The organism is Streptomyces lavendofoliae (assembly GCF_014649735.1).
In the GTDB taxonomy this organism is placed as follows: domain Bacteria; phylum Actinomycetota; class Actinomycetes; order Streptomycetales; family Streptomycetaceae; genus Streptomyces; species Streptomyces lavendofoliae.
The window spans coordinates 402,737-427,972 of sequence record NZ_BMTP01000001.1 but is presented as its reverse complement, the minus strand read 5'-3'; the positions used below and the strand labels follow the sequence as shown (position 1 = coordinate 427,972).

At 71.1% G+C, this 25,236-nt stretch carries 18 protein-coding genes and 1 tRNA gene; 12 read left to right on the top strand and 7 right to left on the bottom strand.

What is annotated here, in order from left to right; genetic code table 11:
- Positions 1-21: 21 nt before the first annotated feature.
- Complete coding sequence (locus IE109_RS01925) at positions 22-1,776, bottom strand: lytic transglycosylase domain-containing protein (RefSeq protein WP_189548627.1); 1,755 nt, start codon at positions 1,774-1,776, stop codon at positions 22-24.
- A gap of 206 nt (positions 1,777-1,982) precedes the next feature.
- Between IE109_RS01925 and IE109_RS01920 the strand changes: the two genes are divergently transcribed.
- Positions 1,983-2,792, top strand: a complete 810-nt coding sequence (locus IE109_RS01920) for a DUF4184 family protein (RefSeq protein WP_189548626.1) — start codon at positions 1,983-1,985, stop codon at positions 2,790-2,792.
- 63 nt (positions 2,793-2,855) lie between these two features.
- On the opposite strand, the gene polA is transcribed toward IE109_RS01920, so the two are convergent.
- On the bottom strand, positions 2,856-5,510 hold the full coding sequence (polA, locus tag IE109_RS01915; RefSeq protein WP_189548836.1) for a DNA polymerase I: 2,655 nt from the start codon (positions 5,508-5,510) through the stop codon (positions 2,856-2,858).
- A 207-nt stretch (positions 5,511-5,717) separates the two neighbouring features.
- Here polA and IE109_RS01910 point away from each other — a divergent pair, with 207 nt between their 5' ends.
- From IE109_RS01910 to IE109_RS01875, 8 genes are all read left to right on the top strand, one after another.
- A complete protein-coding gene (locus IE109_RS01910; RefSeq protein ID WP_189548625.1) occupies positions 5,718-8,000 on the top strand; it encodes an FdhF/YdeP family oxidoreductase in 2,283 nt (760 codons plus the stop codon).
- Between the two features lie 63 nt (positions 8,001-8,063).
- Positions 8,064-8,570 (top strand): PaaI family thioesterase, encoded by a 507-nt coding sequence (locus IE109_RS01905; protein WP_189548624.1) that lies wholly within the window; start codon positions 8,064-8,066, stop codon positions 8,568-8,570.
- 1,018 nt (positions 8,571-9,588) lie between these two features.
- Entirely contained in the window at positions 9,589-9,984 is a 396-nt protein-coding gene (locus IE109_RS01900; protein WP_189548623.1) for a hypothetical protein, read from the top strand.
- 434 nt (positions 9,985-10,418) lie between these two features.
- Entirely contained in the window at positions 10,419-11,651 is a 1,233-nt protein-coding gene (locus IE109_RS01895; RefSeq protein WP_189548622.1) for a branched-chain amino acid ABC transporter substrate-binding protein, read from the top strand.
- Positions 11,652-11,745: 94 nt separating this feature from the next.
- The gene (locus IE109_RS01890) at positions 11,746-12,675 is read left to right on the top strand and encodes a branched-chain amino acid ABC transporter permease (protein WP_189548621.1); all 930 of its coding nucleotides are present in this window, start codon (positions 11,746-11,748) and stop codon (positions 12,673-12,675) included.
- A 7-nt stretch (positions 12,676-12,682) separates the two neighbouring features.
- Complete coding sequence (locus IE109_RS01885) at positions 12,683-14,509, top strand: branched-chain amino acid ABC transporter permease (RefSeq protein ID WP_189548620.1); 1,827 nt, start codon at positions 12,683-12,685, stop codon at positions 14,507-14,509.
- 2 nt (positions 14,510-14,511) lie between these two features.
- Positions 14,512-15,636, top strand: a complete 1,125-nt coding sequence (locus tag IE109_RS01880; protein WP_229890443.1) for an ABC transporter ATP-binding protein — start codon at positions 14,512-14,514, stop codon at positions 15,634-15,636.
- A complete protein-coding gene (locus IE109_RS01875; protein ID WP_064073040.1) occupies positions 15,633-16,349 on the top strand; it encodes an ABC transporter ATP-binding protein in 717 nt (238 codons plus the stop codon). The genes IE109_RS01880 and IE109_RS01875 overlap by 4 nt, the downstream gene beginning before the upstream one ends.
- A gap of 63 nt (positions 16,350-16,412) precedes the next feature.
- Here IE109_RS01875 and IE109_RS01870 read toward each other — a convergent pair whose 3' ends face one another.
- Positions 16,413-17,069, bottom strand: coding sequence for an ANTAR domain-containing response regulator (locus tag IE109_RS01870; RefSeq protein ID WP_189548619.1), 657 nt, complete (start codon positions 17,067-17,069; stop codon positions 16,413-16,415).
- A 103-nt stretch (positions 17,070-17,172) separates the two neighbouring features.
- Here IE109_RS01870 and IE109_RS01865 point away from each other — a divergent pair.
- Together IE109_RS01865 and IE109_RS01860 are read left to right on the top strand one after the other, a co-directional pair.
- Positions 17,173-17,245 (top strand) — tRNA-Leu (locus IE109_RS01865).
- Between the two features lie 110 nt (positions 17,246-17,355).
- Entirely contained in the window at positions 17,356-18,129 is a 774-nt protein-coding gene (locus IE109_RS01860; protein WP_189548618.1) for a helix-turn-helix domain-containing protein, read from the top strand.
- An 8-nt stretch (positions 18,130-18,137) separates the two neighbouring features.
- On the opposite strand, the gene pyk is transcribed toward IE109_RS01860, so the two are convergent.
- Both pyk and IE109_RS01850 read right to left on the bottom strand, forming a co-directional pair.
- A complete protein-coding gene (gene pyk / locus IE109_RS01855; RefSeq protein ID WP_189548617.1) occupies positions 18,138-19,568 on the bottom strand; it encodes a pyruvate kinase in 1,431 nt (476 codons plus the stop codon).
- A 119-nt stretch (positions 19,569-19,687) separates the two neighbouring features.
- On the bottom strand, positions 19,688-20,386 hold the full coding sequence (locus IE109_RS01850; RefSeq protein WP_189548616.1) for an SIMPL domain-containing protein: 699 nt from the start codon (positions 20,384-20,386) through the stop codon (positions 19,688-19,690).
- A gap of 134 nt (positions 20,387-20,520) precedes the next feature.
- Here IE109_RS01850 and IE109_RS01845 point away from each other — a divergent pair, with 134 nt between their 5' ends.
- Positions 20,521-22,323, top strand: coding sequence for a bifunctional metallophosphatase/5'-nucleotidase (locus IE109_RS01845; RefSeq protein WP_189548615.1), 1,803 nt, complete (start codon positions 20,521-20,523; stop codon positions 22,321-22,323).
- Here the strand turns inward: IE109_RS01845 and IE109_RS01840 are convergent.
- Together IE109_RS01840 and IE109_RS01835 are read right to left on the bottom strand one after the other, a co-directional pair.
- Positions 22,320-23,732, bottom strand: a complete 1,413-nt coding sequence (locus tag IE109_RS01840) for a lysine N(6)-hydroxylase/L-ornithine N(5)-oxygenase family protein (protein ID WP_189548614.1) — start codon at positions 23,730-23,732, stop codon at positions 22,320-22,322. The two genes, IE109_RS01845 and IE109_RS01840, sit on opposite strands and share 4 nt — an antisense overlap.
- Entirely contained in the window at positions 23,729-25,144 is a 1,416-nt protein-coding gene (locus IE109_RS01835) for a pyridoxal phosphate-dependent decarboxylase family protein (RefSeq protein WP_189548613.1), read from the bottom strand. The genes IE109_RS01840 and IE109_RS01835 overlap by 4 nt, the downstream gene beginning before the upstream one ends.
- Between the last annotated feature and the right edge of the window lie 92 nt (positions 25,145-25,236).

The following is a 25,236-nucleotide window of genomic DNA, read 5'->3' as shown; positions in this document are numbered from 1 at the left end:
GGGCGGGTGGCGCCCGGCGGGTCAGGCGACCTTGAGCTCGACGGTGAGGGTCGCGCCGCCGGTGGTGGTCAGGCGGAGCAGGTATGTGCCGGCCTGGGCGTCCGCGTGGATCTTCGGGAGCGTCAGCAGGCCGTCCGCGTCGGTCGTCAGGCCCTCCAGGGTGCGGACCGGGTTGCCCTGCGCGTCCTTGAAGAAGGGCCCCTGGTCGTTGGCGGTCGCGTCGCCGGCCGCCTTGACCATGGTGGCGGTCAGGGCGACACCGGGGGCGGCGGTCCCCTTGTACGTCGCCTTCACCTGGACCTGGTTCGCGAACTCCGCCTCGGGCGCGGCCGTCAGCTCCTTGTCGTCCGTCCTGGCCAGGGCGTCGGCCTGGCGGGCGGTGACGGTCGCGCCGTACTCGACGGGGGTGAGGGTCCGGCCGGCCACGGTGGCCCGGACGGTGAACGTCCCGGTCCGCTCGCCCGCCCGGAGCGCGGGCGCGGTGGCGGTGCCGTCGGCGCCCGTGAGGACGGTGACGGTGGTGGCGCCGCCCGGGAAGCGGGAGTCGGTGTCCGAGACGATCGCGAACCGCACCCCGACCCCGGCCACCGGCCGGCCCGCCAGGTTCAGCGCCTTGACGGCGGGACGCTCCGTGAACAGGCTGCCGGCGGTCGCGGTCAGCGGTCCGGTACCGGCGTCCTTGAGCCGTGCGACGGCCGCGGACGGCGAAGGCGAAGGCGTCGGCGGGGGCGTGGGCGTGGGCGTGGGCGTGGGCGGCTGGGTCGGCTTGGGCGTGGGGGACGGCGTCGGCGTCGGCGGCTTGGGGGCCGGGGTACCCGGCTTGGCCGGCTTGGGCGTCGTCGTGCCACCACCGGAGCCCGGTGAGGGCGAGGGGGCGGGCGTGACGGGCCGGGGCGTGAGCGACGGGCTGGGAGCCGGCGTCGGGAGGGGGCTCGGATCGACGCCGGTGTCGCTGAGGTCGACCGGCAGGACACCCGTGCCGTCCGGCACCTGGTGGCTGTTGTTCCGGTAGTACTCGAACCAGGTCAGCACCGTGCGGAGGTACTCCGTGGAACGGTTGTAGCTGAGGATCGCCTTGTCCAGGTCGGCCTTGACGGCGAGGTCCCGGTCGTTCGCGCACAGGTACATGCCGGCGGCCCTGGCGGCGTCGTAGATGTTGTTCGGGTCCTTGCGGCCGTCACCATTGGCGTCCTGCCCCCAGGTCGCCCACGTGGAGGGGATGAACTGCATCGGGCCGACGGCGCGGTCGTGCGTGGAGTCGCCGTCGTAGGCGCCGTCGTCGGTGTCGGAGATGTTCGCGAAACCGACACCGTTGAGGACGGGGCCGAGGATCGGCGTGAGGGTGGTGCCGTCGGCGGAAACACGGCCACCGCGCGCCTGTCCGGACTCGACCTTGCCGATGCCGGCGAGGAGCTGCCAGGGGAGGTTGCACCCCGGGTCGCCGGCCTTCAGGTGCTGCTCGGCCTGCTTGTAGGCGGCGAGCACGGTCGCGGGGATGCCCGCCTCCGCGGGGCCCGTGACGGGCGGCTGGGTGGAACCGCCGGGCGGCGCGGGGGTGTTGAGGGGCGGCAGATCGGTGTAGTACGGGGAATTGCCGGTCGCCGACCCGTCGGGCGAGGGCGGTGTCGCGTCCGTGAGCGGCTGGTCGGTCCCGCCGCCCGCGACGGCGGCCGTCACCCCCGGTCCCTGCGAGGCGGACAGTGCCGCGACCGCCACAGCGGCCACCGCCGTGCTGGTGGCTCCCTTGCGCAGCCGACGGCCGATACGCGCTGCCATTCGTCTGGTCCCTCCCCGTTGGCCGGCCCTTCGCGCTCCCCAGCGCGGTGACTCAGGCGACCCTACGTCAACTCGCCGATCCTGCACACCGCCACCTGACCGGTTTTCACGTATTCGTCACCTCCGGGTCGTCCGGAATCCGGTGTGCGAACGTCGCGCATACTGGGCGCCATTGATCGGCGGTACGCATTCGGGGGCACACAGCCATGCCATTCACGCTCAGCCACGCCGCGGCGGTACTGCCCGGCATACGGAGATCGGGCACCGCGCGGGGGCCGTTCGTCGCCTCGGCGCTGGTGATGGGATCCTTTTCGCCCGATATGACGTATTTCGCGGACACCGCGCTGCCCGGGGCGATGCTCTTCGGGGACGTCACGCACAGCCTGCCGGGGATCCTGACCGTCGACGTCGCGATCGCCGCCGCACTGGTGGCGGTGTGGCTGATGGTCCGTGAGCCGCTGCTGGCACTGGCGCCGGGGCGGTGGCAGGGGCGGGTGCACACGCTGGTGCGGGGGGAGAACTGGCGGGGGCGGAACCCGGCGTCCCTGGCGGCCCGGTTCTACGTCTCGGCCGTCGTCGGGGCGACGACGCACGTGGTGTGGGACCTGTTCACCCACGCCGGCCGGTGGGGCACGCAGGTGTTCCCGGCGCTCGGGACGGTGGTGGCGGGATTCCCTCTGTATCTGTACGCGCAGTACGGCGGTTCCGCCGTCGCGCTGGTGGTGCTGGTGTGGTTCACGGGCGCCGCGCTGCGGGGGGTTCCGCCGGAGGCGTCGGGGCCGGCTCCGGCGTCGGTGCCGGTACTGGACAGGCGGGGGCGGTGGCTGGCCGCCGGTCTGCTCGGGACGTGCGTGGCGGCGGGGGTCGTGCACCGGTGCGTGCGGTGGTACGCGTACTGGGGCCGGGTCGACACGCCGCTGGACATCATCCCGACCGCGTGTTTCGGTGCCGGGGCGGGGCTGGCGGCGGGGCTGCTGCTGTACGGCGCGGGCATGCGGCTGCGGTCCGGCCGCTGAGGAGCCGGTCCGCCGCCCCGGACCTCCGCGTCGGCGCGGAGGTCCGGGGCGGCGGGCGTCGCGTCAGTGCGCCGCCGAGTCCCAGTCCGGGCCCACGCCCACCGAGACGTCCAGCGGGGCGCGCAGTTCGACCGCGGTGGACATCTCGTGCCGGACGAGCTCCTCGACGCGCTCGCGCTCGCCCGGGGCGACCTCCAGCACGATTTCGTCGTGGACCTGGAGCAGCATCCGGGTGTTCAGGCCCGCCTCCCTCAGCGCCCGGTCGACGTTGAGCATGGCGACCTTCACGATGTCGGCGGCGGTGCCCTGGATCGGGGCGTTGAGCGCCATCCGCTCGGCCGACTCACGGCGCTGGCGGTTGTCGCTGTTCAGGTCCGGCAGGTACCGGCGGCGGCCGAGCATGGTCTCCGTGTACCCGGTGGCACGCGCTTCGTCGACGACCCGGCGCAGGTAGTCGCGCACGCCGCCGAACCGCTCGAAGTAGGTGTCCATCAGGGCACGTGCCTCGCCGGCCTCGATGTTCAGCTGCTGGGAGAGCCCGAAGGCGGACAGGCCGTACGCCAGGCCGTACGACATGGCCTTGATCTTGCGGCGCATCTCGGCGTCGACGGCGGACCGCTCCACCGAGAACACCTGGGAGGCGACGGTGGTGTGGAGGTCCTCGCCGGAGGTGAACGCCTCGATCAGGCCCGCGTCCTCGGAGAGGTGGGCCATGACCCGCAGCTCGATCTGGCTGTAGTCGGCCGTCATCAGCGACTCGAAGCCCTCGCCGACGACGAAGCCGTGCCGGATCGCGCGGCCCTCGTCGGTGCGGACCGGCACGTTCTGCAGGTTGGGATCGGTGGAGGACAGGCGGCCGGTGGCCGCGACCGTCTGGCTGAACGTGGTGTGGATGCGGCCGTCCGCCGCGATCGTCTTGATCAGGCCCTCGACCGTGGAGCGCAGCCGGGCCTGCTCGCGGTGGCGCAGCATGATGACCGGCAGCTCGTGCTCCGTCTGGCCCGCCAGCCAGGCCAGGGCGTCGGCGTCCGTGGTGTAACCGGTCTTCGTCTTCTTCGTCTTCGGCAGGTTCAGCTCACCGAAGAGGACCTCCTGGAGCTGCTTGGGCGAGCCGAGGTTGAACTCGTGCCCGACGGAGGCGTGCGCCTCCTTCACCGCCTGCTGCACCGCGCCCGCGAACTGCTGCTCCATCGCCTCCAGGTGGGCGCGGTCGGCGGAGATGCCGTGCCGCTCCATCCGGGCGAGCAGCAGCGAGGTCGGCAGCTCCACCTCGTGCAGCAGCTCGGTGGCGCCGACCTCCGTCAGCTTCTCGCCGAACGCCTCACCCAGGTCGAGGACCGCGCGGGCCTGCGCCATCAGGGCGTCGGCCTCGGCCTGCTCGTCGGTGCCGAAGGCGAGCTGCCCGTCGGCCGCGGCGGGCGCCAGCTCGCGGTGCAGGTACTCGACGGACAGGGCGTCCAGCGCGAAGGACCGGCGGCCCGGCTTGACCAGGTAGGCGGCGAGGGCGGTGTCCATGGTGATGCCCTCGATGTGCCAGCCGTGCTCGGGGAAGACCCGCAGCGCGTCCTTGGCGTTGTGCACGATCTTCGGCCGGCCGGGGTCGGCGAGCCAGCCGGCGAAGGCCTTCTCGTCGGCCTCGTCGAGCTGGGTGGTGTCGAACCAGGCCGCCTTGCCGTCGGCGGCCGCCAGCGCGACCTCGCCGACATTGCCCACGCCCAGCGCCCAGGTGGCGACGGTGGCCACGCCGAGCGGCTGCCGGCCGTGCTCCTCCAGCCAGGGTGCCACCTCACCGGCGCCCAGCACCGAGCCGTCCAGCTCGACGCCGGCGGCGGGGGCAGGGGCCTCCTCCTCCTCGGCGCCCGGGTCGACCGCGAGCAGACGCTCCCGCAGGCTGGGGTTGCGGATCTCCAGGATCTCCAGGAAGCCCTTCAGCGCCGTCCTGTCGTACGGCCTGCGCTCCAGGTCCGCGACGGCCTTGGGCAGCTCCACGTCACGGACCAGCTCCGTGAGGTGGCGGTTGAGCTTGACCGACTCCAGGTGGTCGCGCAGCGCCTGGCCGACCTTGCCCTTGACCTCGTCGGCCCGCTCGACCAGCTCCGCGAACGACCCGAACTGGTTGATCCACTTCGTGGCGGTCTTCTCACCGACACCGGGGATGCCCGGCAGGTTGTCCGACGGGTCGCCGCGCAGAGCGGCGAAGTCCGGGTACTGGGCGGGGGTCAGTCCGTACTTCTCCTGGACCTTCTCCGGGGTGAAGCGGGTCAGCTCCGAGACGCCCTTGGTGGGGTACAGCACGGTGATGTGGTCGGAGACCAGCTGGAACGAGTCACGGTCACCGGTGACGATCAGCACCTCGAAGCCCGCCGCCTCCGCCTGGGTGGCCAGGGTGGCGATGATGTCGTCGGCCTCGAAGCCCTCGACCGCGAACCGGTCCGCGTTCATGGTGTCGAGCAGCTCGCCGATCAGCTCCACCTGCCCCTTGAACTCGTCCGGGGTCTTGGAGCGGTTCGCCTTGTACTCGGGGAAGTCGGCCGAGCGCCAGGTCTTGCGCGACACGTCGAACGCCACCGCGAAGTGTGTGGGCGACTCGTCGCGCAGCGTGTTCGCCAGCATCGACGCGAAGCCGTAGATGGCGTTGGTCGTCTGGCCGCTCGCGGTGGTGAAGTTCTCCGCGGGCAGCGCGAAGAACGCCCGGTACGCCAGGGAGTGCCCGTCCATGAGGAGCAGGCGCGGACGGTTGTCGTCGGTCTTCTTCGATGCTGTCTCTACCACGGGGACGATCCTGCCACGGACCACTGACAATCCCGACCGAGCGAGCCTTGAGTCCGCCGCTGTCGGTGCCGCGTGACAGGATCGGAGACGTACGGATGTACAGACGTACACCGAGGAACGTCCCACGGACACGACCGCTCAAGGGAGAGCGCGATGGCCAGCAAGCCGCCCGCAGGTGACCCGGTCCAGGACGCGCCGCAGGTCACGCCGCCGCAGCACGCCGCCGCCGGCCTCCCGGCCGTGGGGCACGCCCTCAGGATGTCCCGGCGGCAGATGGGCGTGAGCCGTACCGCGCGCACCCTGCTCAAGGTCAACCAGAAGGACGGCTTCGACTGCCCCGGCTGCGCCTGGCCGGAGGGCGACAAGCGGCACGTCGCGGAGTTCTGCGAGAACGGGGCGAAGGCCGTCGCCGAGGAGGCGACGCTGCGCCGCGTCACGCCGGAGTTCCTCGCCGCCCACCCGATCGCGGACCTCGCCACCCGCAGCGGCTACTGGCTGGGCCAGCAGGGCCGCATCACCCAGCCCGTGTACGCCGCGGAGGGCGCCGACCGGTACGAGCCGGTGAGCTGGGAGCGCGCCTTCGAGATCATCGCGGAGGAGCTGACGGCGCTCGCCTCCCCCGACGAGGCCGTCTTCTACACCTCCGGCCGCACCAGCAACGAGGCCGCCTTCCTGCTCCAGCTCTTCGCCCGCGAGTTCGGCACCAACAACCTGCCGGACTGCTCCAACATGTGCCACGAGTCGTCCGGCTCGGCGCTCACGGAGACCATCGGCATCGGCAAGGGCAGCGTCTCCCTGGACGACCTGCACCGGGCCGACCTGATCGTCGTGGCGGGGCAGAACCCGGGCACGAACCACCCGAGGATGCTGTCCGCCCTGGAGAAGGCCAAGGCGTCGGGCGCGCGGATCATCTCGGTGAACCCGCTGCCCGAGGCCGGCCTGGAGCGGTTCAGGAACCCGCAGACCCCACAGGGCATGATCAGGGGCGCCGCCCTCACCGACCTGTTCCTCCAGATCCGCATCGGGGGCGACCAGGCCCTGTTCCGGCTGCTCAACAAGTTGATCCTGGAGACCGAGGGCGCGGTCGACGAGGACTTCGTCCGTGAGCACACGCACGGGTTCGAGGAGTTCGCCGCCGCCGCGCGGGCGGCCGACTGGGACGAGACCCTCGCGGCCACCGGTCTGCGGCGCGACGAGATCGAGAGTGCCCTGCGCATGGTGCTCGGCTCGCGGCGCACCATCGTCTGCTGGGCCATGGGACTCACCCAGCACAAGCACTCCGTGGCCACCATCCGCGAGGTCGTCAACTTCCTCCTGCTGCGGGGCGACATCGGCCGCCCCGGCTCCGGGGTGTGCCCGGTGCGCGGCCACTCCAACGTGCAGGGCGACCGCACCATGGGGATCTTCGAGCGCCCCTCGGCCGGTTTCCTGGACGCCCTCGACAAGGAGTTCCGCATCGTCTCGCCCCGGCACCACGGCCTCGACGTCGTCCGCGCCATCCAGGCGCTGCGCGACGGGAAGGCGAAGGTCTTCTTCGCCATGGGCGGCAACTTCGTCGGCGCGACACCCGACACCGAGGTCACCGAGGCCGCCGTGCGGCGCGCCCGGCTCACCGTGCACGTGTCGACCAAGCTGAACCGCTCGCACGCGGTCACCGGCAGGCGTGCGCTGATCCTGCCCACGCTGGGCCGCACCGACAAGGACGTAACTGAGAGCGGCAAGCAGTTCGTGACCGTCGAGGACTCGATGGGCCTGGTCCACGCCTCCCGGGGCAACCTGCCGCCGGCGAGCCCGCACCTGCTGTCCGAACCGGCGATCGTGGCCCGCATGGCGCGGGCCGTGCTGGGCGGGGCGTCCGCCACGCCGTGGGAGGAGTTCGAGAGGGACTACGCCACGATCCGCGACCGCATCGCGCGCGTGGTGCCCGGGTTCGAGGACTTCAACGCCAGGCTGGCGGCGAACCCCGGCGGCTTCGCCCTGCCGCACGCCCCCCGCGACGAGCGGCGCTTCCCCACGAAGACCGGGAAGGCGAACTTCACCGCCGCGCCGGTCGAGTACCCCGAGGTCCCCGACGGCCGGCTGCTGCTGCAGACGCTGCGGTCGCACGACCAGTACAACACCACGATCTACGGGCTGGACGACCGTTACCGGGGCATCAGGGGAGGCCGCCGGGTCGTCCTGGTCCACCCCGAGGACGCCCGGGAGCTCGGCTTCGCCGACGGCGCGTACACCGACCTCGTCAGCGAGTGGAAGGACGGCACCGAGCGCCGCGCGCCCGGCTTCCGCGTCGTCCACTACCCGACCGCGCGCGGCTGCGCGGCCGCCTACTACCCGGAGACCAACGTCCTGGTGCCGCTGGACTCGACCGCCGACGTCAGCAACACCCCCGCCAGCAAGTCCGTCGTGGTGCGTCTGGAACAATCGCCCTCTGCCTGAGCGTTTGCTTAGGCAGTACGGCAGTGCAGGGACACGACGGTACGACGATCGGAGCCGGGCCCCATGGGCGAGCAGACACAGGTGAAGTTCCCGCAAGAGGTCATCGACGAGTACGCCTCGCTCGGTGTGGACCTGCCCGCCCTCTTCTCCGCCGGGCACCTCGGCAACCGCATGGGCGTCCAGATCGTCGAGGCGTCCGCCGAGCGGGTCGTGGGCACCATGCCGGTCGAGGGCAACACCCAGCCCTACGGGCTGCTGCACGGCGGCGCCTCCGCCGTGCTGGCCGAGACCCTCGGCTCGGTCGGCTCCATGCTCCACGGCGGCGTCTCCAAGATCGCCGTGGGGGTCGACCTGAACTGCACGCACCACCGCGGGGTCCGCAGCGGCCTGGTGACCGGCGTGGCCACCCCGGTCCACCGCGGGCGCTCCACCGCCACGTACGAGATCGTCATCACCGACGAGCAGGACAAGCGGGTCTGCACGGCCCGCCTGACCTGCCTGCTGCGCGACGTCTCCCCCAAGGACGCGGACGCGGTCCCCGGAGCGACGGCCCCCGGCACCACGAGCTGACCCGGGACGATCAGGGCCGTCCGGCGTCGCCCGGGCCGGTCCCGGCGACCCACCGGTGAGCGGCCGCCGGCCGGCGGCATGACACCCCGGCCGGCCCGCCGCCACCCACCCGACCACGCCCCGCCCCGCGACCTCCGCCCGGCCGTCTCACGCTCCACGACCTCCGCCCGGCCGGCCCGCGATCCCGGCCGGCCCGCGATCCCGGTCGGCCCCGCCCCCGCCGACCCCCCTGCCGGGGCATCGAGGCGTAACACCTGAGGCGCACCAGCGCCCCTTTCCCTGTGCTCGACGGGACATCCGGCAGCGACCCGGCATCCCCCTCCGGGCGTCCGCGCACCCCCTCCGGGCGCTCGGCAACCCCCTCCGGGCCGCCGGAAAGTGTCCACCCCTTGGACACCCCCTCCGCGCCGCCCCGGCACGCGACCTGCCCCCGACCGGCAGTGAAACGCCCTCGGAAACAGGCCCGCACCCACCCTGCGCCCCTTACCTCGCCCCGCCCCGGCGCCCCCGGGGCGCACGCTCCAGGAGGCCCGCGACCGCCGCCCACCAGGGGGTGCCCGGCGCGCGGCCGGAGGGGTTTCCGCAGGCCGAGGGACCGGGACGGGCCCGGCGCCGAGGTCGCCGGCTCCGTCGCTGTCCGTCGCCACCCCAGGAACGCACCCACCGCCGGCCGCATCCGCGGGGGCGCGGCACGAACCGGCCCCTCCCCCGCGTCCGGCCGTGCGTGAGCCCCCGGCGGCGAGCCGTACGGAGCCCGGAGCGACCCCCATCGAGGTGGAGCGGCGGCACCCGTCGAGGCGAGCCGACCGGCCCCGCCCGCCCCGCACCAATCCGGGCTGATCGCGACAAAGCACCCACACCGGAGGCTCCCGGACGCGACACCACCACCGCATGCGCCCACATGCTTCACGTCGCGCCCACCACTCTCACCGGCCCCTCCCAACCCCCCGACGCTCACTCACAGTTGACATCCCCGGGCTCTGGCCCGCCGCTCCGGATACGCCGTAACGTCTGCCGGATGACGCCCGGTGTACCGCACCGCGGGCGACGACACCCCCTGCCGCTCGCCCTGCTCTCCTGCGCCGCCCTGCTCCTCGGGTGCGGCTCCCCGCCGCACGGCGGCGACCGTCCCAATTCGCCCGCGCCCGGCACCACTTCACCTATCGAACTCTGCGTCTCCCTCATCGGACACTGGGCACGCGAAGAGCTGGCCGGGCGGGCGAAAGGGGACTTCATGCAGAAGGGTCTGTCCGGTGGCCAGAACGAGATCCTCGAAGCGGTCGTCGCCGAGGCCCTCGAGGAGCGCCGGCGGACCGGCGCGGACGGCGCCCGGAAGGTGGTCGAGAGGGAGACGAACCGGCGGTGCGCCGAGCGCCACCGGAGCGGCGGACCCACCGGCCATCCCTGGCGATGAGCCGGACGGCCGACCGCCGACGGTTACGCTGAGTAATATACGGACCGAAACATGATCATGCTCACCGAGGGGCTCCGGGCGCTCCGGGACACCCTCGGCGACCCCTTCCGGGCACCTGTGGCCCGAGGCCCCCGTAAGCACCAAGATCGACCCAAGCCCCTTAGCGGAACTGGGCGTTCTCGGCATGTGAGAGGGACGCCGGATCATCGTCGAAGGGTGTAAACGCCACGCATCGAAACGTTTGGCCACGGCATAACAAGAGAGTCACATCCTGCCGATGGCGCTCCCCGAGCCGCCCCGGCTGCGCTTAGAGTCACGGCCAGTCACCGCGCCGCCGGGCGCGTCAACTGCACGGCTGTACCACTCCATGTACGGCCCGGCGCTCGACACGGCTCCTCGACCCGAGGAGACCGCGCCAGGGAAAGGACCCCTTCGTGCGACAGCGTTCGTTGCTCATACTCACCGCAGTGCTCACGACCGGAGCACTGTCCCTCACCGCCTGTGGCTCGCGCGACGACAAGGGTGGGGACTCCGCCGGAGGTGGCGGCACCACCGTGGTCATCGGTGTGGACGCCCCGCTGACCGGCGACCTCTCCGCCCTGGGCCTCGGTATCAAGAACTCGGTGGACCTCGCCGCCAAGCAGGCCAACGAGAAGAAGTACGTCGACGGCGTCACCTTCAAGATCGAGGCGCTCGACGACCAGGCGCAGCCCTCCTCGGGCCAGCAGAACGCCACGAAGCTCGTCGCCGACAAGAACGTCCTCGGCGTGGTCGGCCCGTTGAACTCCTCCGTGGCCGAGTCCATGCAGAAGGTGTTCGACGACGCCAAGCTCGTCCAGGTCTCCCCCGCCAACACCAACCCCGCCCTCACCCAGGGCCAGGACTGGAACGGCGGCACGAAGAAGCGGCCGTACGCCTCGTACTTCCGCACCGCGACCACGGACGCCATCCAGGGCCCCTTCGCGGCGCAGTACCTCTTCAACGACGCCAAGAAGAAGAAGGTCTTCCTTGTCGACGACAAGAAGACCTACGGCGCCGGACTGGCCGCCACCTTCAAGGCCGAGTTCACCAAGCTCGGCGGCAAGGTCGTCGGCGAGGACCACGTCAACCCGGACACCAAGGACTTCTCCGCGGTCGTCACCAAGATCAAGAACTCGGGTGCCGACGTCGTCTACTACGGCGGCGAATACCCCGCGGCCGGCCCGCTGAGCAAGCAGATCAAGGCCTCCGGCGCCAAGATCCCGCTCGTCGGCGGCGACGGCATCTACAGCGCCGAGTTCATCAAGCTGTCCGGCAAGGAGGGCGTGGGCGACCTCGCCACCTCCGTCGGCGCCCCGGTCGAGACCCTCCCCTCGGCCAAGGAGTTCGTCGAGAACTACAAGAAGGCCAACTACAAGGACGCCTTCGAGGCCTACGGCGGCTACTCCTACGACTCCGCCTGGTCGATCATCGAGGCCGTCAAGAAGGTCGTCGACGACAACGGCGGCAAGCTGCCCGACGACGCCCGCGCCAAGGTCCTCGACGCCATGAAGGGCGTCTCCTTCGAGGGTGTCACCGGCAAGGTCTCCTTCGACGAGTTCGGTGACGCGACGAACAAGCAGCTCACCGTCTACCGGTACGAAGGCGGCGCCTGGAAGCCCGTGAAGTCCGGCACCTACACCGGCTGATCACGACTCCGCATCACATCCCTGGCCGCGCGGGACGCTGCACAAAGCGCCCCGCGCGGTGTCACATCCGGCGAAAGACTTCGGAGGACCTGCGGTGAACGAACTGCCGCAACAGCTGGTCAACGGCCTGCTACTCGGATCGATGTACGGGCTGGTCGCCATTGGCTACACGATGGTCTACGGCATCGTCCAGCTCATCAACTTCGCCCACGGCGAGATCTTCATGACCGGTGGCTTCGGCGCACTCACGGTCTGGCTGATACTCCCCGGCGGCACCACCATGTGGCTCGCCCTGCCACTCATGATCATCGGCGCGGTCATCGTCGCCGTCACCATCGCGGTCGGAACCGAACGCTTCGCCTACCGGCCCCTGCGCGGGGGCCCACGCCTGGCCCCCCTCATCACCGCCATCGGCATATCGCTGGCGCTCCAGCAGGCGGTCTGGGCCTGGTACCCGGGAGCCACCTCCTCCCTCACCTTCCCCGAGATCCCCGGCGGCCCCTTCCACCTCGGCAGCATCACCATCCAGACCGGTGACGTCTTCCTCCTGACCGCCGCGCCCATCTCCATGGCCGTCCTCGGCTACTTCGTGATGAAGACCCGGACCGGACGCGGCATGCAGGCCACGGCACAGGACCCGGACACCGCCAAGCTCATGGGCATCAACACCGACCGCATCATCGTGGTCGCCTTCGCCCTCGGAGCCGCCTTCGCCGCCATCGGAGCCGTCGCCTACGGCCTCAAGTACGGCGAGGTCAACTTCCGCATGGGCTTCATCCTCGGCCTCAAGGCGTTCACCGCGGCCGTCCTCGGTGGCATCGGCAACATCTACGGCGCCATGATCGGCGGGCTCGCCCTCGGCCTCGCCGAAACCCTCGCCACCGCCTTCATCGCCGACATCCCCGGCATGCAGCAGCTCGGCGGCCAGTCCTGGGCCGACGTCTGGGCGTTCGTACTCCTCATCCTCGTGCTCCTCTTCCGGCCCCAGGGCCTCCTGGGCGAGCGCGTCGCGGACAGGGCGTGACACCACCATGACCACACAGACCACCACCGCGGACACCCCGCACACCACCACGGCCGACGAGCGCACCGGGCTCATAGCCCTGCCCCCGCACATCGCGCGGGCCACCGCCACCGCAGGCGGCGCGCTCACCGTCGTCTCCGCGTTCCTGGCCTGGACCTGGACCCCCGCCTTCCCCGGCGACCTCACGTACTACGGCTACCCCGGCGGCCTCCAGTGGCTCGTCCTCATCGGCGGCGCACTGACCGCCCTGTTCGGGCTCGCCTCGTACGGCGTCAAGGGCACCCGCTGGCTCGTACCCGCCGGCGCCGACTCCGCCATCAAGCTGTCCGCCCTCGCCGCGTTCGTCACCGCCTGGTACACCGTCATCGCCATCAGCGTCCAGCTCGGCGGCGTGATCAACCTCGAGCCCGGCGGCTACGTCGTCGCCCTGACCACCCTCGCCGCGCTCGTCGGCGCCCTTGCCCTCCCGTTCGAACGGCCGCACCTGCTGCCCGCCGACCCCGAGGACAGCGGCTGGGACCAGTTCAAGCACCGCGCCGGCAACCAGTGGGCCACCGTCAAGGCCGCCCTCGCCACCGGCCCCGTCGCCCCGGCCCGCAAACTGCCCGGCTATGTCGAGATCCTCATCATCACCGCCGTACTCGCCCTCGGCCTCACCGTCTTCACCTACGGCATCGGCACCGAGTACGACGAACTCTTCCTCGGCTTCCTGATGACCGCCGGCTTCGGCCTCGCGGCCCTCAACAAGGCCGGCCTCATCGCCCGCGTCTCCGGACTCACCGCACGGCACCGCAACGTCGCCATGATCGGCGCCTTCGTCGCCGCCGCGGCCTTCCCCTTCACCCAGAGCGACGACCAGTACGCCACCATCGGCGTCAACATCCTCATCTTCGCCACCGTCGCCCTCGGCCTGAACATCGTCGTCGGCCTCGCCGGCCTCCTCGACCTCGGCTACGTCGCCTTCCTCGGCGTCGGCGCCTACGCCGCGGCCATGGTCTCCGGCTCCCCCTCCTCGCCGTACGACGTCCACCTCCCCTTCTGGGCGGCCATCCTCGTCGGCGCGACCGTCTCCATGATCTTCGGCGTCCTCATCGGCGCCCCGACGCTCCGGCTGCGCGGCGACTACCTCGCCATCGTCACCCTCGGCTTCGGTGAGATCTTCCGCATCACCGTGCTCAACCTCGACGGCACCTCCGGCCCCGACGTCACCAACGGCTCCAACGGCATCTCCTCGATCCCGAACCTCAACATGTTCGGCTTCGACTTCGGCGCCGCCCACACCATCGGCGGCTTCACCATCGGCCGGTTCGCGAACTACTTCTTCCTCATGCTGCTGGTCACCCTGATCGTCGTCGTGGTGTTCCGCCGCAGCAGCGAATCGCGCATCGGCCGCGCCTGGATCGCCATCCGCGAGGACGAGACCGCCGCACTCGCCATGGGCATCAACGGCTTCCGCGTCAAGCTCGTCGCCTTCGCCCTCGGCGCCACGCTCGCCGGCCTCGCCGGCGCCGTCCAGGCCCACGTCACCTACACCGTCACCCCCGAGCAGTACCAGTTCGCCCACGTGGTCCCGCCCAACTCGGCCTTCCTGCTGGCCGCCGTCGTCCTCGGCGGCATGGGCACCATCAGCGGACCGCTCGTCGGCGGCGCACTGCTCTTCCTCATCCCCAACAAGCTGCAGTTCCTCGGCGACTACCAGCTCTTCGCCTTCGGCGTCGCGCTCGTCCTGCTGATGCGCTTCCGCCCCGAGGGAATGATCCCCAACCGCCGCCGCCAGCTCGAATTCCACGAGAACGAGGAAGCGCCCGCCACCCTCACCAAGGCAGGTGCCTGAACATGACCACCACCACGACGGCCACCACGGCCAAGGCCCCGGCTCCTGGCGAAACCGTCCTCGACGCCCGCGGTGTCACCATGCGCTTCGGCGGCCTCACCGCCGTACGCTCGGTCGACCTCACGGTCAAGAGCGGTGAGATCGTCGGCCTCATCGGACCCAACGGCGCCGGCAAGACCACCTTCTTCAACTGCCTCACCGGCCTCTACATCCCCACCGAGGGAGAAGTCCGGTACAAGGGCAAGGTCCTGCCGCCCAAGTCCTTCAAGGTGACCGCCGCCGGCATCGCCCGGACGTTCCAGAACATCCGGCTCTTCAGCAACATGACCGTGCTGGAGAACGTCCTCGTCGGCCGCCACACCCGCACCAAGGAAGGGCTCTGGTCCGCCCTCCTGCGCGGCCCCGGCTTCCACAAGGCCGAAGCCGCCTCCCGCGCCCGCGCCCTCGAACTCCTCGAGTTCGTCGGCCTGGCCGCCAAGGCCGACCACCTCGCCCGCAACCTCCCCTACGGCGAGCAGCGCAAGCTCGAGATCGCCCGCGCCCTCGCCAGCGAACCCGGCCTGCTGCTCCTCGACGAGCCCACCGCCGGCATGAACCCGCAGGAGACCCGCGCCACCGAGGAACTGGTCTTCGCCATCCGGGACATGGGCATCGCCATCCTGGTCATCGAGCACGACATGCGGTTCATCATGAACCTGTGCGACCGCGTCGCCGTGCTCGTCCAGGGCCAGAAGCTCGTCGAGGGCGACGGCCAGACCGTCCAGCGCGACGAGCGAGTCATCGCCGCCTACCTCGGCGAACCCTTCGAGGGCGAGCCCGGCGAGGCGGAGGCCGCGGAAGTCGCCGCCGCGGAAGCCGCCGCCGAAGAGGCCGCCGCCGAAGAGGAGGCCGCCGCACCGGCGGTCGCCGCCACCGGCACGGCCGCGGACGCCTCGGACGACGACACGGACGCCGACGCCGACGCATCGGACGCCGACGCATCGGACGGCACCGCCGCCGGCACCGGCCCGGACGCCGCCCCCTCGGCCGACACCGACGGCGACGGCGACACCGACCGCACCACCGCCCCGACCACCGCCGCCGAAGCCTCGGGCGCCTCGGGTACCGGCAAGGAGAACGACTCATGACCGCCCTGCTCGAAGTCGAGGACCTGCGCGTCGCCTACGGCAAGATCGAAGCCGTCAAGGGCATCTCCTTCACCGTCGACGCGGGCGAGGTCGTCACCCTCATCGGCACCAACGGCGCCGGCAAGACCACCACCCTGCGCACCCTCTCCGGGCTCCTCAAGCCCGTCGGCGGCCAGGTGAAGTTCGACGGCAAACCGCTCAGGAAGTACCCCGCCCACAAGATCGTCTCCTTCGGGCTCGCGCACTCCCCCGAGGGGCGGCACATCTTCCCCCGCATGACGATCGAGGACAACCTCCGCCTCGGCGCCTTCCTCCGCAGCGACCGGACCGGCATCGAGAAGGACATCCAGCGCGCCTACGACCTCTTCCCCATCCTCGGGGAACGCCGCAAGCAGGCCGCCGGCACCCTCTCGGGCGGCGAGCAGCAGATGCTCGCCATGGGACGCGCCCTGATGTCCCAGCCCAAGCTGCTCATGCTCGACGAGCCCTCCATGGGCCTCTCCCCGATCATGATGCAGAAGATCATGGCCACCATCGCCGAACTCAAGGCGCAGGGCACCACCATCCTGCTCGTCGAGCAGAACGCCCAGGCGGCGCTCTCCCTCGCCGACCAGGCCCATGTGATGGAGATCGGCAAGATCGTCCTCTCCGGCTCCGGACGGGACCTCCTGCACGACGAGTCCGTCCGCAAGGCCTACCTCGGCGAGGACTGACGGCCCCGCGCGCACGACGAGGAGGGCCCACCCGGCACCGGGTGGGCCCTCCTCGTACGCGCGCTACTGGCCCTTCGCGGCCTTCTTCTCCTCGGCGTCCTCGATGACCGCCTCCGCGACCTGCTGCATCGACATCCGCCGGTCCATCGACGTCTTCTGGATCCACCGGAACGCCGCCGGCTCCGACAGCCCGTACTGCGTCTGCAGGATGCTCTTCGCCCGGTCCACCAGCTTCCGCGTCTCCAGCCGCTGCGAGAGGTCCGCGACCTCCTTCTCCAGCGCCTTCAGCTCCGCGAACCGCGACACCGCCATCTCGATCGCCGGCACCACGTCGCTCTTGCTGAACGGCTTCACCAGGTACGCCATGGCCCCGGCGTCCCGCGCCCTCTCGACCAGGTCGCGCTGCGAGAAGGCGGTCAGCATCAGGACGGGCGCGATGGACTCGCCGGCGATCTTCTCGGCGGCGGAGATCCCGTCCAGGACGGGCATCTTCACGTCCAGGATGACCAGGTCCGGCCGGTGCTCCCGCGCCAGCTCGACGGCGCGGGCGCCGTCACCGGCCTCGCCGACGACCGAGTAGCCCTCTTCCTCGAGCATCTCTTTGAGGTCGAGGCGGATGAGGGCCTCGTCCTCGGCGATGACGACGCGGGTCGTCAGCGGCGGGACGTGCGACTTGTCGTCGTCGGCGGCGTCGGGCTGGGGCGACTCGGGGGCGGTCACGTGGGCTCCTCGTTCCAAGGGCAGGTACAGCTCCCCATGAGCCTACCCACCTCCTGTAAGGTAGGGACACGGCGGGTGAGCCCAAACCTTCGTTTCGAAGGATGCCCCGGTAGCCCAGCGGTAGAGGCAGTGGTCTCAAACACCATCCAGCGTGGGTTCGAATCCCACCCGGGGCACTTACCTTAGATCTCAAGGTCACTACCTGTTCGGGCGATCTTCACTCGTCCCGATGAACGGATGGCCGTCTCCCCCTCGCCCGGCGAACCGGCGGTCCACAGTCGTCCGTGTGTACGACATCGAGACGCGCAAGCGGGCACTGGCGCTGGTCGCACAGGGCCGGAGCGTGAACTCCGTGGCCAAGCAGACCGGCATATCGCGGGCTGCCATCAGCTCCTGGAGGATCCGCCTCGACCCCTTGGTCCGCACCGGCGAACCATGCCCGCGTTGCAGGGCCGTGCCCGGCGCACCCGAAGACCCGGCGGCCTACGCCTACCTCCTCGGCCTGTACCTCGGAGACGGGTGCATCAGCGAGCACCGCAGGGGCGTCCACTGCCTCCGCATCGCGTGTGCCGACACCTGGCCCGGCCTCATCGACGCCTGCGAGGCGGCGATGCGTGCCGTGCGCCCGGACAACAGCGTCTCCCGTGTCCAGGCGCAGGGTTGCGTCTCCGTGACGAGCACCAGCAAACACTGGCCCTGCCTCTTCCCCCAGCACGGTCCCGGCAGGAAGCACGAGCGGCGGATCCTGCTCGAAGGGTGGCAGCAGGAGATCGTCGACGAGCACCCCTGGGAGTTCGTCCGGGGGCTCATCCATTCCGACGGGTGCCGGATCACCAACTGGGCCACGCGGGTCGTGGCGGGCGAGAAGAGGCGGTACGAGTATCCGCGGTACTTCTTCACCAATGTGTCGGAGGACATCCGGCGGCTGTTCACGGACACCCTCGACGCGCTCGGCGTCGAGTGGACGGGCTGCGCGCGGAACGGGCATCCGTACAACGTCTCGGTCGCCCGACGCGCGTCCGTGGGGTTGATGGACGCGCACGTCGGGCCGAAGCACTGAGCGGCGGGTTACGCCAGGGGTTCGCCGATGTGGTGGACGCGGACGAGGTTGGTGGAGCCGGAGACGCCGGGCGGGGAGCCGGCGGTGATGATGACGACGTCGCCCTTCCGGCAGCGGCCGATCTTCAGCAGGTGCTCGTCCACCTGGGCGACCATCGCGTCCGTGGAGTCCACGTGCGGGCCCAGGAAGGTCTCCACGCCCCAGGTGAGGTTGAGCCGGGAACGGGTGGCGGGGTCGGGGGTGAACGCGAGGAGCGGGATCGGGGAGCGGTAGCGGGAGAGGCGGCGGACGGTGTCGCCGGACTGGGTGAAGGCGACGAGGTACTTGGCGCCGAGGAAGTCGCCCATCTCGGCTGCGGCGCGGGCGACGGCGCCGCCCTGGGTGCGGGGCTTGTTGCGTTCGGTGAGGGGCGGGAGGCCCTGGGCGAGGACGTCCTCCTCGGCCGCTTCGACGATGCGGCTCATGGTGCGGACGGTTTCGACGGGGTAGCGGCCGACGCTGGTCTCGCCGGAGAGCATGACGGCGTCGGTGCCGTCGAGGACGGCGTTGGCGACGTCGCTGGCCTCGGCGCGGGTGGGGCGGGAGTTGTCGATCATCGAGTCGAGCATCTGGGTGGCGACGATGACCGGCTTGGCGTTGCGCTTGGCGAGCTTGATGGCGCGCTTCTGGACGATGGGGACCTGCTCGAGGGGCATTTCCACGCCGAGGTCCCCGCGGGCGACCATGATGCCGTCGAAGGCGGCGACGATGTCGTCGATGTTGTCGACGGCCTGGGGCTTCTCGATCTTGGCGATGACGGGGACGCGGCGGCCTTCCTCGTCCATGACGCGGTGGACGTCGTCGATGTCGCGTCCGCTGCGTACGAAGGAGAGGGCGATGATGTCGGCGCCGGTGCGCAGGGCCCAGCGGAGGTCTTCGACGTCCTTGTCGGAGAGGGCGGGGACGGAGACGGCGACGCCGGGGAGGTTGAGGCCCTTGTTGTCGGAGACCATGCCGCCTTCGATGACGGTGGTGTGGACGCGGGGGCCGTCGACGGTGGTGACTTCGAGGGTGACGCGGCCGTCGTCGACGAGGATGCGTTCGCCGGGGGTGACGTCGGCGGCGAGGCCGTCGTAGGTGGTGCCGCAGGTGTGGCGGTCGCCCTGGACGCCGGGTTCGACGGTGATGGTGAAGTCGTCGCCGCGTTCAAGGAGTACGGGGCCTTCGCGGAAGCGTCCGAGGCGGATCTTCGGGCCTTGAAGGTCGGCGAGGATGCCGACGCTGCGGCCGGTCTCGTCGGAGGCTTTGCGTACGTGCTGGTAGCACTCCTCGTGGTCGGCGTAGGTGCCGTGGCTGAGATTGAAGCGGGCGACGTCCATTCCGGCTTCGACCAGTGTCTTGATCTGGTCGTATGTGTCGGTGGCTGGGCCCAGGGTGCAGACGATTTTGGCTCGGCGCATGGGGCGAGCCTATGGCTTACCGGTGGGTAGAGATTTGGTCCCGCGTGACTGTCCAACAACCTTTGCATGAAGCTCTCTTGACAAGTGTTGAATTGTGCGGGGGTCCGCTCCGATGAGCGTCAGAGCTGGGGCGGGTGCATGGTGAACCGGGCGTTGACCTGGGCCGTGACGGTCTGGCGCTGGGGTTCGAGGTCGAGGGGCGGAGGGGGCGCTTCGGTGGACGCGGCGGCGGCGAAGGCCATGCGGGTGCCGCCGGCGGGCGGGAGGTAGGGGGTCGCGGTCTCGGCGCCGAGGTCGGCGAGTTCGACGAGGGCGTCGAGGCGGGTGCCGAGGGCCTCGGCGTACTCGCGGGCGCGCTGGACGGCTTCCCTGACGGCGAGGCGGCGGGCTTCGCCGTGGGCGGGCGAGTCGGGGCGCAGGGCCCACCAGGGGCCGTCGACGCGGGTGAGTTCGAGGTCGGCGAGGCGGGTGGCGAGTTCGCCGAGGGTGGTGAAGTCGGTGAGCTCGGCGGTGATGTGGACGGTGCCGTGGTAGGCGCGGACGCGTTCGGCGCGGCCGTGGCGGCCGAGTTCGGGGCTGATGGAGAAGGCTCCGGTGCGGAGGTTCTCGACGGTGTCGCCGTAGCTCCTGATGAGGTCGAGGACGGTGGTGTTGCGGCGGGTGAGGTCGTCGAGGGCGGTGCGGCGGTCGGTGCCGCGGGCGGTGACGGTGACGCCGACGCGGGCGATCTCGGGGTCGACTTCGAGGTGGGCTTCGCCGCGTACGGCGACGCGGGGTGCTCGGGGGGTGCCGTGGGGGAGGTCGCTGGGCTGGGTCATCGCCGGTGGGTCCCTTCGCTCGGGGGTTCCACTCTTCCGTAGGTGGTCACCGGATCGAAACCTGGAGGGACTGTTGCGGGGGGCGTGTCTGCGCCAGAATCTACGCGCGTCATGCACTGAACGAAGGAGATCACATGCCGCTGAATCGTAGGACGTTCCTGGGCACTTCGGCCGCGGCCGGTGCCGGCGCGGCGGTCGCCGGGGCGGTCGGCGCCACTCCCGCGGCCGCGGCGCCCCGGGCGAAGCGGTACTCCTTCACGGTCATGGGCACCACCGACCTGCACGGCAATGTCTTCAACTGGGACTACTTCACGGACAAGGAGTTCGACGACAAGGCGCACAACGACGTCGGCCTGGCGAAGATCTCCACGCTGGTGGAGCGGGTCCGCGAGGAGAAGGGGCGCGGGAACACGCTCCTGATCGACGCGGGCGACACCATCCAGGGCACGCAGTTGTCGTACTACTACGCCAAGGTCGACCCGATCACGGCCGCGCGCGGTCCGGTGCACCCGATGGCGCAGGCGATGAACGCGATCGGGTACGACGCCGCGGCTCTCGGCAACCACGAGTTCAACTACGGCATACCGGTGCTGCGGAAGTTCCAGGAGCAGTGCGACTTCCCGCTCCTCGGTGCCAACGCGCTGGACGCGAGGACGCTGCGGCCGGCGTTCCCGCCGTACAGCATGCACCGGCTGCGCACGCCGTGCGGGCGGGACGTGCGGGTGGCGGTCCTCGGGCTGACGAACCCGGGCATCGCGATCTGGGACAAGGCGAACGTCAGCGGGAAGATGGTGTTCCCGGGGCTGGAGGAGCAGGCCGCGAAGTGGGTGCCGAGGCTGCGGTCGATGGGCGCGGACGTGGTGGTCGTGTCGGCGCACTCGGGGTCGAGCGGGACGTCGTCGTACGGGGACCAGCTGCCGTACGTGGAGAACGCGGCCGGGCTGGTGGCGGAGCAGGTGCCCGGGATCGACGCGATCCTGGTGGGTCACGCGCACACGGAGATCCCGGAGTACCGGGTCACCAACAAGGAGACCGGCAAGGACGTCGTGCTGTCGGAGCCGCTGAAGTGGGGGCAGCGGCTGACGCTGTTCGACTTCGACCTGGTGTGGTCGAAGGGGCGCTGGACGGTGGAGCGGGTCGCCGCCCGGGTGCTGAACTCCAACACGGTCGAGGAGGACCCGGAGATCGTCAAGCTGCTGGGTGACGAGCACGAGAAGGTCGTGGCGTACGTCAACCAGGTGATCGGTACGTCGACGGCGGCGATGTCCACGGCGGAGGCGCCGTGGAAGGACGAGCCGATCATCGACCTGATCAACCAGGTGCAGGCCGAGACGGTGCGGGCGGCGCTGGCGGGCGGGGAGTACGCGTCGCTGCCGGTGCTGTCGCAGGCGTCGTGTTTCTCCCGTACGGCGCGGATCCCGGCGGGGCAGGTGACGATCAAGGACGCGGCGGGGCTGTACCCGTTCGAGAACACCCTGGAGGCCCGGGTGCTGACGGGGGCGCAGCTGAAGGACTACCTGGAGTTCTCGGCGCGGTACTACGCGCAGACTCCGGCGGGTGCGCCGGTGGACACGGCGAAGCTGACGAACGCGGGCGGGACGCCGGATTACAACTACGACGCCGTGCTCGGGCTGTCGTACGAGATCGACATCGCGAAGCCGGCCGGGTCGCGGATCGTGAACCTGTCGTTCGAGGGGAAGCCGCTGGATCCGGCGGCGCGGTTCGTGCTGGCGGTGAACAACTACCGGGCGTCGGGTGGTGGTGCGTTCCCGCACGTGGCGGGGGCGAAGCAGGTGTGGGCGAATTCGGAGGAGATCCGGAACACCATCATCCAGTGGGTGAAGGCGCGGGGGACGGTCGACCCGGGCAGCTTCGCCTCGGTGGGCTGGAGGCTGACCCGGGACGGTGTGCCGGTGTTTCAGGAGGGCGCGGCCTAGCGGCTGTGCCGGCTGGTGAGGGGAGGCGTCTGGCGGGGAATGCCGGGCGCCTCCTGGCGTTCGAGGCCGAAGGTGGTGAAGGCGGTGCGGCGTGGGAGCGGGTAGGGCTCCTTGCCGGTGAGGTGGTTGAGGATGGTGGCGCTGCGCCAGGCGGCGAGGCCGAGGTCGGGGGTGCCGACGCCGTGGGTGTGGGTCTCGGCGTTCTGTACGTAGAGGGAGCCGGTGACCGAGGGGTCGAGGACGAGCCGGTGGTGGGCGTCGACGCGGGGGCGGTCGCGGGAGTCGCGGCGCATGTAGGGGTCGAGTCCGGCGAGGATGCGGCCGAGGGGGCGTTCGCGGTAGCCGGTGGCGAGGACGACGGCGTCGGTGGTGAGGCGGGAGCGGGTGCCCTGCTGGATGTGTTCGAGGTGGAGTTCGACCTTGGTGGTGGCGAGGCGGCCTGCGGTGCGGACGAGGACGCCGGGGGTGAGGACGGCGTCGGGCCAGCCGCCGTGGAGGGTGCGGCGGTAGAGCTCGTCGTGGATGGCGGCGATGGTGTCGGCGTCGATGGCTTTGTGGAGCTGCCATTGGCGGGGGACGAGGTCGCGGCGTACCTGTTCGGGCAGGGCGTGGAAGTAGCGGGTGTAGTCGGGGGTGAAGTGTTCGAGGCCGAGTTTGGAGTACTCCATGGGGGCGAAGGCCTCGGTGCGGGTGAGCCAGTGGATCTTCTCGGCTCCGGTGGGGCGGGTGCGCAGGAGGTCGAGGAAGATCTCGGCGCCGGACTGGCCGGAGCCGATGACGGTGACGTGTTCGGCGGCGATGAGGCGTTCGCGGTGGTGAAGGTAGTCGGCGGAGTGGATGACGGGGACGGAGGGCTGTTCGGTGAGGGGGAGCAGCGGTTCGGGGATGTGGGGTTCGGTGCCGACGCCGAGGGCGATGTTGCGGGCGTGGGTGCGGCCGAGGGCTTCGGCTTCTCCGGCGGCGTCGAGCTGGGTGTAGTCGACTTCGAAGAGGTCGCGTTCGGGGTTCCAGCGGACGGCGTCGACCTGGTGGGCGAAGTGGAGGCCGGGTAGGTGGGCGCTGACCCAGCGGCAGTAGGCGTCGTACTCGGTGCGGTGGGTGTGGAACCGTTCGGCGAAGTAGAAGGGGTAGAGGCGGTCGCGGCCGCGGAGGTAGTTGAGGAACGTCCAGGGGCTGGTGGGGTCGGCGAGGGTGACGAGGTCGGCCATGAAGGGGACTTGGAGGGTGGTGCCCTCGATGAGCTGGCCGGGGTGCCACTGGAAGGTGGGGCGCTGTTCGTAGAAGGCGGTGGCGAGTCCTCCGGGTACGCCGTGGGCGAGGGCGGCGAGGGAGAGGTTGAACGGGCCGATGCCGATGCCCACCAGGTCGTGGGGCTGGTCGGGGTCGCGCTGGGGTGTGCTGCCGGTCATCGGGTGGTGCTGCCTTCCACGAGTGCGAGGAGTTCTCGGAGGTCGTCGGGGGTGGTGTGGGGGTTGAGGAGGGTGGCTTTGAGCCAGAGGCGTCCGCCGGCGTGGGCGCGGCCGAGGACGGCGTGGCCGCGGGTGAGGAGGTCGCGGCGGGTGGTGGCGACGGTGTGGTCGGTGGCGCCGGTGGGGCGGAAGAGGACGGTGCTGAGGGTGGGGCGTTCGTAGAGGTCGAGGCGGGGATCTTCGTCGATCTGGTCGGCGAGTCGTGCGGCGGCGTCGCAGACCTGGTCGACGAGGTGGCCGAGGCCGGTGCGGCCGAGGGCGCGGAGGGTGACGGCGATCTTGAGGACGTCGGGGCGGCGGCTGGTGCGGTAGGAGCGGCCGAGGAGGTCGGGGAGGCCGGCGCGGGTGTCGTCGTCGGGGTTGAGGTAGGGGGCGGTGTGGCCGAGGGCGTCGAGCAGTGCGGTGTCGGGTACGGCGAGGAGGCCGGCGGCGACCGGTTGCCAGCCGAGTTTGTGCAGGTCGAGGGTGACGGTGCGGGCGCGGTTCAGGCCGGTGAGCAGGTGGCGGCGGGTCTCGCTGAACAGGAGCGGGCCGCCGTACGCGGCGTCGACGTGGAGGGTGGCGCCGTGCCGGTCGCACAGGTCGGCGATCTCGGGGAGGGGGTCGATGCTCCCGGTGTCGGTGGTGCCGGCGGTGGCGGTGACGAGGAGGGGGCCGCGCAGGTCGGTGAGGACGGCGTCGAGGGCGGCGAGGTCGAGGGTGCCGTGGGGGGCGGGGACGGTGACGGGTTGGGGTAGGCCCAGCAGCCAGGCGGCGCGGTGGAGGGAGTGGTGGGCGTTGGCGCCGCAGACGGTCTGGAGGGTGGGGCCGTGGTGCTCGCGGGCGAGGAGCAGGGCGAGTTGGTTGGACTCGGTGCCGCCGGTGGTGACCAGGGCGTCGGGGGCCGGCCCGGTGGGGTGCGTCTCGGTGGCGAGGGCGCGGGTGACGAGTGCTTCGAGGGTGGAGGCGGCGGGGGCCTGGTCCCACGAGTCGAGGGACGGGTTGAGCGCGGAGGCGGCGAGGTCGGCGGCGGCGGCGACGGCGAGCGGCGGGGTGTGGAGGTGGGCGGCGCAGTGCGGGTGGGCGGGGTCGGCGGCGCCGTGGGCGAGGGCGGTGACGAGAGTGCGGAGGGCTTCCTCGGCGCCGGTGCCCTTGTCGGGCAGGACGTCCGCGAGGGCGTCCCGGAGGTGGGCGGTCACGGCTCCGGGTCCGCCGGGCGGCAGTGGGCCGCCGCGGGCGGTGGCGCCGTCGCGGAGGGCGTCGAGCACGGTGCCGAGGAGGGGCCGCAGGGCGTCGGCGCCCTCGGGGCCCCCGGCGAGGGGCGGCGTGCTCCACGGGGTGCTCGGCGGGGTGCTCCACGGGCTGCTGCTCATGTCGCCCAGCGTGGCCCGGTACGACCGGACGTGGTTGCGCTGCGGGGCGATCACAACCCGAAAGGGGGATGAGGGGGTGGCAGGTCGGGCCT